Below are 14,938 nucleotides of genomic sequence, written 5' to 3'. Positions count from 1 at the left end.
TAAGGCGGCACCACCACCCCGTCCAGTGGGCGGAAGCGAAAAGGCGACTTCCGTGCGGAAGTTGCCCCGGCTAGCTGCCGGAGCGCGCCGTGACTTCAATCAGGTGATGACCGAACTGGGTACGCACCGGGCCGAGCACGGTACCCACCTCGCCGGTGAACACGACTTCGTCGAATTCGGGCACCATGGCGCCACGGGGAAATTCCCCCAGGTCGCCGCCACGGCGGCCCGACGGGCACTTGGAGTGGGCGCGCGCCACCTCGGCAAAGTCTTCACCCGCCAGAATGCGGGCCTTCAATTCGTTGCAGGCATCCTCGGTATCGACGAGAATGTGGCGTGCCTTGGCTTTGAGCATGAAACCTCCTTGCGAAAATGGCGATTTCGCTACAGTATCGCACGCCGTGGACGACGACGCAACCACGCCGTCGCACTTGCCCTTGCCCTTCGGCGCTGATATTGCGGGTGAACGCCATGCGGCGCATGCCACTTTTCAAGGAGATGGGACTGATGACTGGTGAACGCACCGAAGCCACCGGGCTGCAAACCCCGGAGGCCACCACAGAAACCGGACAGGCGGAAGCCACCGCCCCCGAAGCCACCACCGCTCCTGCCTCGCAGGACATGGCTGGTGACGACGCATTCGACGAGAACGCCAGCTTCGCGGACCTGCTGGAGGCACATTCCGGCGCGGCTGAAACCGTGCGCACCGGCGAACGGGTGAAGGCCACCGTGGTGGCCATCGGCGAGGACACCGTCTTCGTCGCCACCGGAGCCAAGGTGGATGGTCTTGTGGACCGCAAGGAGCTGGAGGACGCCGAAGGCAACCTGCCCGTGGCCGTGGGCGACGTGCTGGAACTGTACGTTGTCTCGGCTAACGCCAACGAAATAAAGCTGTCGCGCGCCATGGGCGGCCAGGTGGGCCTGGCCCAGATGGAAGACGCCCTGAACGCGGGCATCCCCATTGAAGGCAAGGTCACCGGCCCCTGCAAGGGCGGCTTCAACGTAGAGGTCATGAAGCGTCGCGCCTTCTGCCCTGCCAGCCAGATGGACCTGCGCCCCGGTGCCGAGCCAGACTCGTTCACCGGCCAGACCTTCCAGTTCCTGATCACCCGCCTGGAGCAGAACGGCCGCAACATCGTTGTTTCGCGCCGTATGCTGCTGGAGCGCGAGCAGGCCGAATCGCTGAGTGCCCTCATGGAAAACGTGAAGGACGGCGACGTGCTGGAAGGCACCGTGGCCCGTCTTGCCCCGTTCGGCGCCTTTGTGGAAATTGCCCCCGGCCTGGAAGGCATGGTGCACGTTTCCGAACTGTCGTGGTCGCGCGTGCAGCAGGCCGACGAGGCCGTGAGCGTGGGCGACAAGGTGCGCGTGAAGGTGCTGGGCATTGCCGGTGCGGAAGAAGGCAAGGGCGGCAAGGATTCCCGCAAGGGTCCGCGCATCTCGCTGTCCATCCGCCAGGTGTCCGGCGACCCGTGGCAGGACGTGGCCGATCGCCTGGACGCCGACCAGATCCTGACCGGCAAGGTCACCCGCCTCGCCCCGTTCGGCGCCTTCATCGAGGTGCTGCCCGGCGTGGAAGGTCTTGTGCACCTTTCCGAAATGTCCTGGACCCGCCGCATCAACAAGCCTGAAGAGGCCGTGACCCCCGGCGAGACCGTGTCCGTGAAGATCAAGGAACTGGACCCCGCCCGCAAGCGGTTGTCGCTGAGCCTGCGCGACGCCGAGGGCGACCCGTGGTCCACGGTGGAAGAACGCTTCCCCGCTGGTTCCACCGTCACCGGCACCGTGGAAAAGCGCGCGCCCTTCGGCCTGTTCGTCAACCTGGCCCCCGGCATCACCGGGCTTATGCCCAATGCCGTGGCCGCCACCTCGCCCCAGGCCAAGATGTACGCCGGCCTGAACCCCGGCGCGGAAGTCTCGCTGGTGGTGCGCGACCTGGACGTGAAGGCCCGTCGCATCTCGCTGGCCCCGGCAGACGCCACCGGCGAGGACGACGGCGAATGGCGCAAGCTTGCCCAGCCCCAGAAGCGCGAACCGCGCGAAGGGCGCGGAGGCAACCGTGACTGGGGACGTGACGGAGGCCGCGACGGTGGACGCGATGGGGGCCGCGGTTCGCGCTCCCCTGCCCCGGCCACCGTGGTGGCTGGCGATTCCAGCGGCTTCGGCAGCCTGGGCAGCGCCCTTCAGGCCGCCCTGGAAAAGCGCAAGAAATAGCCGTACGACACACACCGATGAAACGGGGGAGCGCATGCGCGTTCCCCCGTTTTTTCACGCCCTCGTCAGGACATGCCTTGCGACGCCCTTGCGCACACCGGACAAAAAATGGCGCCACGGTGTTTACATCGCACCGGTATGCCCTATTATCTCACCCAGTCGGCCCCGCTATCACGGTGGGGCCGCAGGCCTGTCGCCGCCTGCAAACTCCCCCTGCCAAGGAGCCTTACATGGCACGTTCACTTTCCCGTATCCTCGCCGCCACGCTGGCGCTGTGCCTTGTGCTTGCAGCCGCCGCGCAGGCCGCGCCCATGCTGCCGGACTTTCGCGAACTGGCGAAGCAGTCGGGCAATGCCGTGGTCAACATCAGCACCGAAAAAACCGTGCAGGCCACGGAAAATCCGTTCAACGAACTGTTCCGCAACATGCCGCCCGGCACCCCCTTCGACAAGTTCTTCGACCAGTTCGAAAAGTTCCATGGCCGCCAGCAGCGCCCGCAGAAGCAGCGTTCGCTGGGGTCCGGCTTCATCATTTCCGCCGACGGCTACATCGTCACCAACAACCACGTGGTGGCAGAGGCGGACGTGATCCGCGTGAACCTGCAGGGCGCCAGCGGCAAGTCCAACTCGTACGTGGCCAACGTCATCGGCACCGACGAAGAGACCGACCTTGCCCTGCTGAAGATCAACGCGGGCAATTCGCTGCCGGTGCTGCCCTTTGGCGATTCCGACAAGCTGGAAGTGGGCGAATGGCTGCTGGCCATCGGCAACCCCTTCGGCCTCGACCACTCGGTGACCGCAGGCATCCTGAGCGCCAAGGGGCGCGACATCCGCTCCGGGCCGTTCGACAACTTCCTGCAGACCGACGCCTCCATCAACCCCGGCAACAGCGGCGGCCCGCTGCTGAACATGGATGGCCAGGTCATCGGCATCAACACCGCCATCATCGCTTCCGGCCAGGGCATCGGCTTTGCCATCCCCAGCAACATGGCCGAGCGGGTCATCGCCCAGTTGCGGGCCGAGGGCAAGGTGCGGCGCGGCTGGATCGGCGTGACCATCCAGGACGTGGACGAGGCCACGGCCCGCGCCCTGGGCCTTGGCGAGCCGCGCGGCGCGCTGGTCGGTTCGGTGATGCCCGGCGAACCCGCCGACAAGGCGGGGCTGAAGCCCGGCGACATCGTGCTGAAGGTGGAAGGCGACGACGTGACCGATTCCAGCCAGTTGCTGCGCCGCATCGCCGCGCTGAAGCCCGGCGATACCGCCAAGCTGACCCTGTGGCGCAACGGCCAGACCAAGACCGTCAACCTTACCCTGGGTGAGCGCACGACGGAACACCTGACCGCCCAGCGCGGGGATGCCGCACCGGAAAAAAGCGGCAAGGAACAGGCCTCCGCCGGGCTTGGCATGAGCGTGCGCCCGGTAAGCGCGGAAGATGCCCGCAACCTGAAGCTTGAAGATGCCCGCGGCCTGCTGGTGGTTTCCGTCGAAGGCGGCAAGCCCGCGGCAGAGGCCGACATCCGCGCCGGTGACATCATCCTGCTGGCCAACCTGAAGCCGGTGAACACCGCCGCCGACCTGACCAAGGTCATCGAGCAGGACGGCAAGAAGCGCGGCGCGGTGATGCTGCAACTGATGCGGCGCGGCCAGACCTTCTTCCGCACCGTACCCGTGGAATAGCGCGCCCGACGTGCACACCACGACACGTTGACAGAACCGGGGAGGAGGCGCGCACGCGTCCCCTCCCCTTCCGTTTCCGATCCGCCCCGCGCCGTTGCAGCCGGTTCGCGCGTTGCGCGCATCTTTGGACGGGATCATGCCGCCAGGCAGCCCCCGCCGGGCGTTGGCTTTCGCGGCCCGCGCTGGTATCGTGCCCCGCACGGCGCCCGCTCCGTCCCCCTGCCCCCCCCCAATCCCTCAATCCCACTATCCCTTTGTCGGCGGGGCACCGGCAGAACGAACAACCCGCCTTCGTGCATATTGAACATGAGCAACCTTACCCCCCGCGAAATCGTTTCGGAACTGGACAAGTACATCGTGGGCCAGAACGCCGCCAAGCGCATGGTGGCAGTGGCCATGCGCAACCGCTGGCGCCGTCAGCAGCTGGACCCGGCCCTGCGCGACGAGATAGCCCCCAAGAACATCATCATGATGGGCCCCACGGGCGTCGGCAAGACCGAGATCGCCCGGCGGCTGGCCAAACTTTCCGCTTCGCCGTTCATCAAGGTGGAGGCCACCAAGTTTACCGAGGTGGGCTACGTGGGCCGCGACGTGGAATCCATGGTGCGCGACCTGATGGAAATCGGCATCGCCCTGGTGCGGGCCGAAGAAAATGAAAAGGTGCGCGTGAAGGCCGAGGCCCGTGCCGAGGAACGCCTGCTGGACCTGCTGCTGCCCGGTGGAGCGCCCCAGCCCGCTCACCAGACCGGGCAGGGCATGGGCGGCCTGGCTTTCAATCTTTCCGGCGACCTTTCCGCCAACCTTTCCGCCAACCCTTCCGACGGACAGGCCATTCCCCAGCCCCCGATGCGGGACGACGCAGCATCCACGGGCGCGGGCTCCACGCCGGACAGTCGCTCCTCCACGCGCGAGAAACTGCGCACCCTGTGGCACGGCGGCAAGCTGGACGACCGCGAGGTGGACATGGAGGTGGAGGAATCCGGCGGGCCGCAGGTGGGCGTGTTGTCCATGCCGGGGCTGGAGGACGTGGGCTCGCAGGTGCGCGACATGTTCAGCAAGGTCTTTCCTTCGCGCCGCAAGCGCCGCCGCATGAAGGTGCGCGAGGCCTTCAACCTGCTGACGCAGGAAGAAGCCGACCGGCTCATCGACCACGACCGCGTGTCGGACCTGGCCCGCGAGCGCGTGGAGCAGACCGGCATCATCTTCATCGATGAAATCGACAAGATCGCCAGCGGCTCTGCCCAGAAAAGCTCCGATGTCTCGCGCGAAGGCGTGCAGCGCGACCTTCTGCCCATCGTGGAGGGCAGCGTGGTCAACACCAAGTATGGCATGGTGCGCACCGACCACGTGCTGTTCATCGCCGCCGGGGCATTCCACTTCAGCAAGCCCTCGGACCTGATTCCGGAACTCCAGGGGCGCTTTCCCCTGCGGGCGGAACTTTCCGCGCTGGGAAAGGACGACTTTCTGCGCATCCTCACCGAGCCGCACAACGCGCTTACCCGGCAGTACACCGCCCTGCTGCAGACGGAGGGCGTACACATCGAGTTCACCAACGACGCCCTGCGCGAAATCGCCGCCTTTGCAGAGGAAACCAACGCCCAGACCGAGAATATCGGGGCGCGGCGGCTGTACACCATCCTCGAGAAAATCCTGGCCGACCTTTCGTTCGAGGCGCCTGACCGCTCCGGCGACCGGGTAACCGTGGACAGCGACTACGTGCGCGCACACCTCGCCGACGTGCGCGCCAACAAGGATCTGAGCCGGTATATCCTGTAGCACCCGCTTCCAACGAAAACCCCGATTTTGAAACAGACCCCGGCCGCATGAACCCCAGCCGCTACCTCGCCGTAGCGCACCGCCCGCAGAGAGAGCCATGAGCCAGACCGAACAGGCCGCGTCCTGCTGCGCAGACCCCGCAGCCTACGCCAAGCTCCAGTCCAAGGTGCTCATCGAGTGCCTGCCCTACATGCGCCAGTTCCACGGGCAGACCGTGGTCATCAAGTACGGCGGCCACGCCATGAAGGACGAGGCACTGAAAAAGGCCTTCGCCCTCAACATCGCCCTCTTGAAGCAGGTGGGCATCAACCCGGTGGTGGTGCATGGCGGCGGCCCGCAGATAGGCCGCATGCTGGAGCAGTTGCACATCCAGTCGCAGTTTCGCGAGGGGCTGCGCGTCACCGACGACGCCACCATGGACGTGGTGGAAATGGTGCTGGTGGGCAAGGTCAACAAGGAGATCGTGAACCTGCTGAACCTCAGCGGGGTGAAGGCCGTGGGCCTTTCCGGCAAGGACGGCCAGCTCATCCGCGCCCGCAAGATGGAGATGATCGTCAACAGCGGCAACCACGCGCCGGAAATCATCGACCTCGGCAAGGTGGGCGAAGTCATGCGGGTGGAAACCACCCTGCTGCGTTCGCTGGAACGCGACAACTTCGTGCCGGTCATTGCGCCCGTGGGCGTTGACGAATACGGCGAGACCTACAACATCAACGCCGACGCCGTGGCCGGGGCCGTGGCGGCGGCACTGCGCGCCAAGCGCCTGCTGCTGCTCACCGACGTGGCGGGCATCCTGGACAAGCAGAAGGAACTGATCCGCTCGCTGACCACCCGCGAGGCCGTGGAACTGTTCACCGACGGCACCCTGACCGGCGGCATGATCCCCAAGGTGAAATGCTGCCTGGAGGCGCTGGAGGAAGGCGTGGAAAAGGCCATGATCGTGGATGGCCGGGTGGAGAACTGCATCCTGCTGGAACTGTTCACCGACAAGGGTATCAGTACCGAAATCGTGGGCGAACGCGGCATGCGCGCCGCCGTCAGCTGCGGCTGCCGCCGGTAGGGATTTCCGCCGCCCACCCCGCGCATCCTGTGGCTGGCGTCCCTTGCCGGACAGCCAACCGCCACCCGCACGTGTCACCTGCCAATGGCCGGAAGGAATCCCTTCCGGCCATTTCCGTTGCCGGGCCAGGCACTGGTCCGCCGTGCAGCGGGCATGCCTGCAGTACTCCGCCCTTGTGCCGCAACGCGCCGTCGCCGCGCCTCCTGCTTTCGCACCACCCCTGCCTGCGTCTGGCCGCGTCTGGCACGTTAGGGCCGCACCTGTAATGTCCGGTTGGCAACGCCGCACGCCCGGTTGGCAGCCGGAAAGCCCACTTTGCACCCCCCGCCGCCCTCCGTTCCGCACAACATGCCGCAGTTCCACATTGTTTCAAAAAGGAACAATCGTGGAACGCCTCTTGCTGATCAACAGTTATTATCGAGCGCGAGTGATCGCTCCTATTTCACCGGAGGAACAGCATGCAACGGATGAACAGAAGATCGGCCTTGAAGGCCCTGGGAGTGCTGGGCTGTGCGACGGGTTGCCTTGCCGGCGGCCTGATGCCGGGCGCAACCCCGTTCGTGAAACCTTCGGCGGGACCGGCGAATGCCATGGCCGCCGCAACCCCTGCAACCGCCGCTGGCACCACGGGCGGGCGCTTTGCCCAGAAGGACGCCCCCTTCTCGTGGAAGCCCCACGTCCTGGACCCCAAGGTCTGCGCACCCGTGGCCTATGACGGCTACTGGCACCAGGGGTACGGTTGCGGGTACGGGGTGTTCTACGCCATCGTGGGCATGATGGGCGAGCAGCACGGCGCGCCGTACAACCAGTTTCCCTTCACGATGCTGGAAGTAGGCAAAAGCGGCATTTCCGACTGGGGCACCATCTGCGGCGCACTGCTGGGCGCGGCCAGCGCCTTTGCGCTGTTCTGGGGCCGCAAGGACCGTGACCCCATGGTGGCCGAGCTGTTCCGCTGGTACGAGCAGACCGCCTTTCCCATGCATGATCCGGGCGCGGCGTTCAAGGGGGTGGCCGGGGCGCTGCCCACCAGCGTGAGCCACTCACCGCTGTGCCACGTGTCCGTTGGCCGGTGGTGCCAGGCCTCGGGCTTTGCGGAAAAGAGCACGGAACGCGGCGAGCGCTGCGCGCGCATCACCGCCGACGTGACCGTGCAGGCCATCGCCATCATGAACGCCAAGCAGGCGGGCACCTTTGCCGTGGCCCACGGCGACCCGGACTCGGTCACCTACTGCGGTGAATGCCACAACCCCGGCAAGCAATCGCCCCTGCTGAAAGGCAAGATGGACTGTACACCCTGCCATTCCGGCAGCCCGCATACGGCCGACAAGTTCAGGAACCATCCCTGACAGCCAACGCGCCCCGCATCACCGCACGCCGCACAACAAGGCATGACGACAACAACCGGCCAGACGGACCACAGTCCGCCTGGCCGGTTGCGCGTATCCGATCCTGCCCGTCCCCTCCTGTCCATCCAGCTCAATCCATCCCGTCCTGTGCATCCTGTCCTGTCCGCCCTGTCCTGTCCGCCCCGCCGGGACCTGCCCTGTCGTTGCTGCCGGGCCTGTCCGCAGTTCCCCGCGCGCCAAGTAATCATGCCCAGCGCATATCCGCCAAGCTAACATGGAAACGCATCCACATTCATCCGGCGCGGCATCGCCCGCCAAAGGAGCCCCCATGAGATACGCACTCCGCGCGGCATTTGCCCTGTTGCTCGTGGCTGCCCTGTGCACGCTGGCCAACGCCCAGTCCAAGGGCAGCAAGGACGAGGCCGTGGCCATGGTCAAAAAGGCCGTGGCCTACATCAAGGCCAACGGACGCGACAAGGCCTTTGCGGAAATCAGCAACACCCAGGGCATGTTCGTCGATCGCGACCTGTACGTGGTTGTCTACGACATGCAGGGCAACTGCCTTGCCCATGGCGCCAACGCCAAGCAGGTGGGCAAGAACCTGATGGAACTGCGCGACCCGGACGGCAAGTACTTCGTCAAGGAGCGCGTGGAGTTGGGGAAGGCCAGCACCTCTTTCTGGCAGAACTACAAGTTCTCCAATCCCCAAACCAAGCTCATCGAACCCAAAGCCATGTACATGGAACGCGTGGATGACCTGCTGGTGGGCTGCGGTGCGTATCAGTAAATCCGGACTCCGTGTACGCATGACGTCCGACGCCTGCTCGTAGCAGGCACCGGTTTTCCGCAGGGGGAAGCATGGGCATCGCGCGCATCGGCACCAAGATCGCAGGGGCCTTTCTGATCGTCGCCGCCATAACGCTCGGGGTGGGCGTCATCGGCTACCTTGGCATCAGCAGCGCCAGCCATTCGCTTGAAAGCATCGTGGCCCGCCGCATGCCGGGCTTTCCGCACCTCATGCGGATAGCGGAGGAAATCCGCGAAATCGTCATTGCCCAGCGCAGCCTGCTGGTGCCCGGCATTTCGGCGGATTTCTCGCGGCAACAATACGCGGCCATAGACCAGTCGCGCGCGGCCCTGGCGGTGGCCATGGAAAAGTACGAGGCGCTGCCCCGTACAGAGAGCGAAAACGCCCTGTTCACGGAATTCCGCAAGCAGCTCGACGCGGGCCGCAAGGGCAACGATGCGTTGCTCGGCCTCATCCGCGAGTGGGAAAAGGACAAAAGCGACATCCTCGCCCTGATGGAGATACTGGCGCGCACCACGGACCTGCGCAAGGAGCACGACGCCACGTTTGCCGCCCTGGATGCCCTGACGGAACAAGGGCTCAGGGAATCCGGAGAACTCTACCAACGAGAGATGCAGAACGCCACGCGGCACAAGATCGCCATCATGGCGGGCATGCTGGGTGGCCCCGCCCTGGCCATGCTGCTTGGCGTGGGCATAACGCTCATGCTCACGCGGCCATTGCGCCGGGCCGTGGACTACGCCAGGGCGGTGAGCGAAGGCAGCCTGGACCGTGAACTGGACGTGCATGGCGCGGACGAGGTGGGCATGCTCGCCGAAGCGCTGCGCCGCATGGTCGTCAGCCTCAAGGGGCTGATTTCCGGTGCCGAGGAAAAACAGCGGCTGGCCACGGAAGAGGCCCACCGGGCGCGGCTGGCCACGGAAGAGGCGGAACACGTCCGCCGCGAAGCAGAGGTCGCCACCCGCAAGGGCATGATAATGGCGGCTTCGCGCATCGAAACGGTGGTGGCCAACGTCTCCAGGGCGTCGGAAGAACTGACGCGCCGTATCGACCACACCTCCAGCGGCACCTCCGCACAGCTCGAAAGCGTGGCGCGCACGGCTACGGCCATTGGCGAAATGAGCGAAACCATAGCGGATGTCGCCCGCAGCGCCACCAACGCCTCTCACACCGCCGACAACGCGCGGGAAAAGGCAATCGAAGGGGCCACCGTGGTCGGCGACGTGGTGCGCGGCATCGGCCTTGCGCAGGATCAGGCGTTGAGCCTGAAGACGGACATGGCCGCGCTGGGGGCGCAGGCGGAAGGCATCGGCCAGATCATGAACGTCATTTCGGACATAGCCGACCAGACCAACCTGCTGGCGCTCAACGCCGCCATCGAGGCGGCCCGCGCGGGCGACGCCGGGCGGGGCTTTGCCGTGGTGGCGGACGAGGTGCGCAAGCTGGCGGAAAAGACCATGGCCGCCACACGGCAGGTGGGCGACGCCATCGGCAACATTCAGGAGGGCACGCGCAAGAACGTGCAGAACGTGGACAACGCGGTGGGGGCCATCAACGATTCGACGCAGGCCGCACGCCGCTCGGGCGAGACGTTGCGCGAAATCGTCGGGCTCATCGAGGAAACGGCGGCGCAGGTAAGCAGTATTGCGGCGGCCGTCGAACGCGAAACCGCCGAAAACGACGAGATAGACCACGCCATCAAGGAAGTGGACCGCATTTCGTCATCCATGGCCGAGGCCATGGTGCACGCGGCGCGGGCCATCGGAGACCTGGCCGACCAGGCCCACGAACTGCAACGCCTGGTCGGCGAGATGCAGGAAGGGTGACGCCGCAGAACTTCAGGCCACTGCCGCTACTGGGCGGAAAGGTCCATGCCCGGCACGTATTCCGCGCCGTCCACGTCCTTCACGACGGCCTGCCCGGCGATCACCTGCTTGCGCTCGGCGTCGTAGGTCAGCGTGGGGCCGCCGTGCAGTTGCCAGCCCTTGTTCAGGGCCTCGGTGACGCGGTGGCAGAAGGCGGAATCGTCGGGGCCGGTCAGATAGCGGTACAGTTTCATGGCGCGTTCCCTGGCAGGAGGTTGGAGCACGGAGCGAAGTGGCCCGTTGGGGAAAAAAAGGATGGGGCCGAGTGCGGGACGGGTGAACGTGCCCCGTATCAGCGGATCAGGTGCGCGGCAAGTTTCTGCGGCCCGTATTCCGCGAACAGGGCACGCAGGGTGCCGTTGGCCCGCATGCGGGCCAGCGAGGCGTTGACCTTGGGCAGAAACTCGCGCAGCGAGGCATGCAGCATCACCGTGATGGGCGCGGGGTCGGCGAACACGTAGGCCACCCGAAAATCGGACTCGGACCACCCGGACTTGTGCATCCAGTAGGCGGACTCGTAATCGTCCACGATCATGGCGTCGATGCGCCCGGCCCGCAGCTTTTGCAGGTTCTGGGTGACGGTGTAGGCGTCCTCGCGGCGCAGCATTCCCGTCTCGAAGGCCTCGTCGAAGCCGTCGTGATAGACGTACCCGCCGATGGTGCCCACGCGCAGCCCGGCGAAGTCGCGCACGGAACGGAACACCCCCTTGGTCCCGGCGGGCACCAGCACCATCTCGGTGGCCATCATGAACGGCTCGGAATACACGGCCACGTCGGCAAGCACGCCCTCCCACACGGGGGAAACGCACGGCACCACGTTGATCTCGCCCCGGCGGAAGGCCATCTGGCGGCGCGGCTTGGGCATGAAGCCGAACTCCACCTCCAGCCCCAGGTCATCGGCCACCTGACGCAGCACCATGGGGCAGATGCCCTCGGCGAAGCCATCGGGCCCGGCCATGATGCGCGGCGCCCATTCGTCGGATACAGCCACCAGTGTCTGCGGCAGCGGGCCACCAGCCAGCGCCGGACGGACGGCATACGCCAGAAGCGCCGCGCATGCCGCCACGGCGCACAGGGCACGCAGGACAAGCGGTGCACGCTGGAACGGATGGTGGCGAATTGTGCGAACGCTCATGCCCTTGCGCATAGTTCATCCTGTAGACACTGGCAAGCATCACAATCGTTTCACGCAGTGCACCTGGTGTGGATGCGGGACATCGCGCAGTCACGCCGCCGTGGCGTGCTGCCCGGTGACAGAATGCCCCCCTCGCGCGTCAGGCGTACTGCCTGCGCCATTCATCCAGAAACAGCAATGACGTTTCCAGCGGGGTCAGCTGGCCGCTGTGCTGGCGCAAGGCGGTAATCACGTCCGCAAAGGCGGCGTCGGCGGGCAGGCCCAGCCGGTCCAGCAGGGCCGCAAGGTCGCGGCGCATGTCGTCGGGAAGGTCGGCGGGCAGCCCGCCGTCGGCGGCACGCGGGGCGGGCCAGCCGGGGCGGCGCTGGGCGATGAACTCCAGCAGCGTGCGCATGCGGTGCTGGTAGGTATGCTGCGCCAGCACCTTTGCCCGGGCGCGGGCCGCCATGGCCTGCCGTTCCTCCGGGTGGGCCAGGTAATGGGCGATGGCCGCCGTCAGTCCGTCCATGGAATCGAAGGTGGCCAGTTCATCCTCGGCGAACAGTTCATCCATCAGGGTGCGCCGGTCCACCAGTTGGAAGGCCCCGATGCTGGCCAGTTCGAAGGTGCGCGGGTTCACGAAGTCGCCGCCGGTGACCAGGGTGCGCGACTGGATGCTGGAATGCAGGTTCAGGTTGATGCGGCTGGCGTTGTAGATCTTCACCGAATCCTCGGCGGACACCCGCGCCCCGCCCTGTTGCACGTGACGCGCCAGCAACGGCTCGCCGTCCCATTCCGTGCCCCATATCTTGAAGTCCAGATGCACCAGTTGGCGAAAGGCCACGCGCCGGTTGGGATAGCCCGCGCCCAGAAAGGCCACGTCGGCCCCGTAGCGGCGCTGGTCCACCGGCGAAAGTTCAAGTGATTTGTGAAAGGACGGCAGCGCGGCCATGGGCAGGTACAGCGCATCGCGCACGCCCATGGCGGCCAGTTCGTCCAGCAGGGGGGCGCGCTGGATCACCGCGAACACGTCGTAGAACGGCGCAAAGGCCCGCCAGTAGGTGAACACCTTGTGGTCTTCCACGAACCACATGGCCGTGGCCACGTTGTCGCGCCGCAACCGCTTGAGGGCCTGATGGTTCAGGGGGGCCTGCGCCAAGCACAGCACCAGATCCGGCCCGAAGGTTTCCACCTTGGCCAGCACCGCCTGCGAGACCACCTGAAGGAAGGAGTTCTCCAGAAACTCCAGCCGGTCCGCCGTGACTTTCAGGTCCTTCAGCGCCGTGAACGCCCCAAGGAACGACGGTGCCTCGAAGGCTTCCACCACGTGGCCCAGGTCGCGCAGGGCGTCCACGCAGTACCGCCCGATGGGCAGGGAACCGCCATACATGGGCAGCACCACCAGTACCCGCAGGCGGGGCAGGTCGCTGGCGGGCGCACCGGATTCGGGGAACGGGGAAGTGTCGAAAGACTGGGTCATGCGCGAACCTCGTGCCGGAACCCCGGCGAAGCGTGGAGACGAAAACCTTCGAAAACGGGACAGGTGCTGCCCTGCAAACCTTGAAGTTGAACTTCAACCTTCAACCGGCGCGACCCTTCAAGCACCGCGCCACGGCTCGTCCGCAAACGGGTCGAACGCGGCGAATGCCGCGCCTTCCGGGCCGGGCAGCATCCAGTCCGCCTCGTGGTACAGCAGGCGGGCCAGATCGTGGTCCGTCAGATCCTCGCCCGTGAACAGGCCAAGGTACTCGCCCACCAGCGCCCGCAGTTCCACCCGGCGCGGTGCGGACGGGTCTTCGCCGAACACGGTGAGCCAGGTGGACCCCACGTCGTCGAGGGTGGAGACCATGCCCAGCATGCCGGGCGGGTGGCGGTCGCCGGGGCGCCCGGACAGGAAGGACAGGAACTCGCGCGAACGGAAGGCATCCAGACATTGCACCCCGATGGGACAGGGCCGGGCCTCGAGGCACGGCAGGCAATCCTGGGTGGCTTGCCATACCCGGTGACCGGGGCCGTAGGGACCGGTTTCGTGGCACCACGCCGAGGACAGGAAAAACCCCTGCACCGGCACGCCCAGATGCGCGGCCAGGTGCATGGTGCCGGTATCGGGGGTGAGCAGCGTGTCCAGCCCCGCAAGCGCATCGGCAAGGTCCGCCCAGCCGGTGCGGCCCACGAGGTTGTCGTGGTTTCCGGCCACGGACGCGGGCAGATGGTCCAGCACCTTGCGCAGCAACGGACGCTCGGCATTGGTTCCGAAAAAGGTCACGCGCGGGCCGCCCAGCCCCTCGTACACGGCGCGCAGACAGGCCGCCAGCGCCTCGGGCGGCAGGGACCGGCGCGACATGCGGCCGGCCAGCACCACGCCAATGCCCCGCCCGCCCCGCTGGGCGATGGGGTTTACCCTGGCCGGGGCAATGGGCCGGGGGGCCAGCGCCGCCCAGAAATCCACCAGGTTCACGGGAGACAGGCGGCGGTGCGCCACCCAGCGAAAGGCCATGCGCATCCAGCGGTCGCGCAGGGGCTGGCCGTTCAGGTTGCGGTAGCCGCGTACCGCATCGGGCGGAAACAGCGCGGCAAGGGCCATGTTCAGCCCGGAATTGTTCAGATTGTAGACGGTGTCGAAGCGTTCCGCCGCCAGGGCGGCGAAGGCGCGGGTGTTGTGCGCCAGCACGTCCGCCTGCGGGACACCGCCATGGGCGCGCACCGCGTGCACCGTGACGCCGGGGTAGACCAGCCGGGCCAGCTCAGCCAGCGAGGCGTCTACAGCCAGATGGACCTCGGCCAGATGCACTGCGGGGGCCAGATGCACTGCGGGGGCGGGACGCATTGCGGAGTCAAGGCTGCCCACGCCGGACGGGGTCGCGGCATCCGCGTGTCCCGCGCCCTGACCTGCGCCGTCCGTACCACCGCCGTCCGCCCCCTCATCCAGCAGCGACAGTATCAGGCGCTTGGTCTGCACAAGGTCGCCGAAACGGGCCAGCTGGATGACGAGGTGTTTGGCCATGCGGGTGCCTGCCGGGTAAGGGAATGACGCAGTAGGGGGATCGCAAGGGGTTGGCGTCGTTGCGGGATTCCCCCG

The 14,938-nt window shown here is 66.4% G+C and carries 12 protein-coding genes; 7 read left to right on the top strand and 5 right to left on the bottom strand.

What is annotated here, in order from left to right; translation table 11 throughout:
- Window positions 1-70 precede the first annotated feature (70 nt).
- Entirely contained in the window at window positions 71-355 is a 285-nt protein-coding gene (locus ABWO17_RS05155; protein WP_012611461.1) for a peptidylprolyl isomerase, read from the bottom strand.
- Window positions 356-507: 152 nt separating this feature from the next.
- Here ABWO17_RS05155 and ABWO17_RS05150 point away from each other — a divergent pair, with 152 nt between their 5' ends.
- The 7 genes from ABWO17_RS05150 to ABWO17_RS05120 all read left to right on the top strand — a co-directional run bounded on the left by ABWO17_RS05150 (window position 508) and on the right by ABWO17_RS05120 (window position 10,706).
- Window positions 508-2,214, top strand: coding sequence for a 30S ribosomal protein S1 (locus ABWO17_RS05150; protein WP_353116497.1), 1,707 nt, complete (start codon window positions 508-510; stop codon window positions 2,212-2,214).
- Between the two features lie 230 nt (window positions 2,215-2,444).
- A complete protein-coding gene (locus ABWO17_RS05145) occupies window positions 2,445-3,890 on the top strand; it encodes a DegQ family serine endoprotease (RefSeq protein WP_353116496.1) in 1,446 nt (481 codons plus the stop codon).
- A 306-nt stretch (window positions 3,891-4,196) separates the two neighbouring features.
- Window positions 4,197-5,666: an ATP-dependent protease ATPase subunit HslU gene (gene hslU / locus ABWO17_RS05140; RefSeq protein WP_353116495.1), complete on the top strand. Its 1,470-nt coding sequence runs from the start codon at window positions 4,197-4,199 to the stop codon at window positions 5,664-5,666.
- Window positions 5,667-5,763: 97 nt separating this feature from the next.
- Window positions 5,764-6,726 carry an acetylglutamate kinase gene (argB, locus tag ABWO17_RS05135; RefSeq protein ID WP_353116494.1) on the top strand — a complete coding sequence of 321 codons (963 nt, stop codon included), beginning with the start codon at window positions 5,764-5,766 and terminating at the stop codon, window positions 6,724-6,726.
- A 458-nt stretch (window positions 6,727-7,184) separates the two neighbouring features.
- Complete coding sequence (locus ABWO17_RS05130) at window positions 7,185-8,072, top strand: split-Soret cytochrome c (protein WP_353116493.1); 888 nt, start codon at window positions 7,185-7,187, stop codon at window positions 8,070-8,072.
- Window positions 8,073-8,400: 328 nt separating this feature from the next.
- On the top strand, window positions 8,401-8,859 hold the full coding sequence (locus ABWO17_RS05125; protein WP_353116492.1) for a cache domain-containing protein: 459 nt from the start codon (window positions 8,401-8,403) through the stop codon (window positions 8,857-8,859).
- Between the two features lie 71 nt (window positions 8,860-8,930).
- On the top strand, window positions 8,931-10,706 hold the full coding sequence (locus ABWO17_RS05120; RefSeq protein ID WP_353116491.1) for a methyl-accepting chemotaxis protein: 1,776 nt from the start codon (window positions 8,931-8,933) through the stop codon (window positions 10,704-10,706).
- Between the two features lie 26 nt (window positions 10,707-10,732).
- On the opposite strand, the gene ABWO17_RS05115 is transcribed toward ABWO17_RS05120, so the two are convergent.
- The 4 genes from ABWO17_RS05115 to ABWO17_RS05100 form a co-directional block, all read right to left on the bottom strand.
- Window positions 10,733-10,939 (bottom strand): DUF1737 domain-containing protein, encoded by a 207-nt coding sequence (locus ABWO17_RS05115; RefSeq protein ID WP_353116490.1) that lies wholly within the window; start codon window positions 10,937-10,939, stop codon window positions 10,733-10,735.
- A gap of 98 nt (window positions 10,940-11,037) precedes the next feature.
- Window positions 11,038-11,880, bottom strand: coding sequence for a substrate-binding periplasmic protein (locus ABWO17_RS05110; RefSeq protein WP_353116489.1), 843 nt, complete (start codon window positions 11,878-11,880; stop codon window positions 11,038-11,040).
- 139 nt (window positions 11,881-12,019) lie between these two features.
- Entirely contained in the window at window positions 12,020-13,339 is a 1,320-nt protein-coding gene (locus tag ABWO17_RS05105) for a CgeB family protein (protein WP_353116488.1), read from the bottom strand.
- A gap of 117 nt (window positions 13,340-13,456) precedes the next feature.
- Complete coding sequence (locus tag ABWO17_RS05100; protein ID WP_353116487.1) at window positions 13,457-14,863, bottom strand: glycosyltransferase family 9 protein; 1,407 nt, start codon at window positions 14,861-14,863, stop codon at window positions 13,457-13,459.
- Window positions 14,864-14,938: the final 75 nt, after the last annotated feature.

It is taken from the genome of Nitratidesulfovibrio sp. (genome assembly GCF_040373385.1).
Taxonomy (GTDB): Bacteria; Desulfobacterota; Desulfovibrionia; order Desulfovibrionales; family Desulfovibrionaceae; genus Cupidesulfovibrio.
Note: the sequence above shows the minus strand (reverse complement) of the source record. Positions and strands in the feature narration are given on the sequence as shown.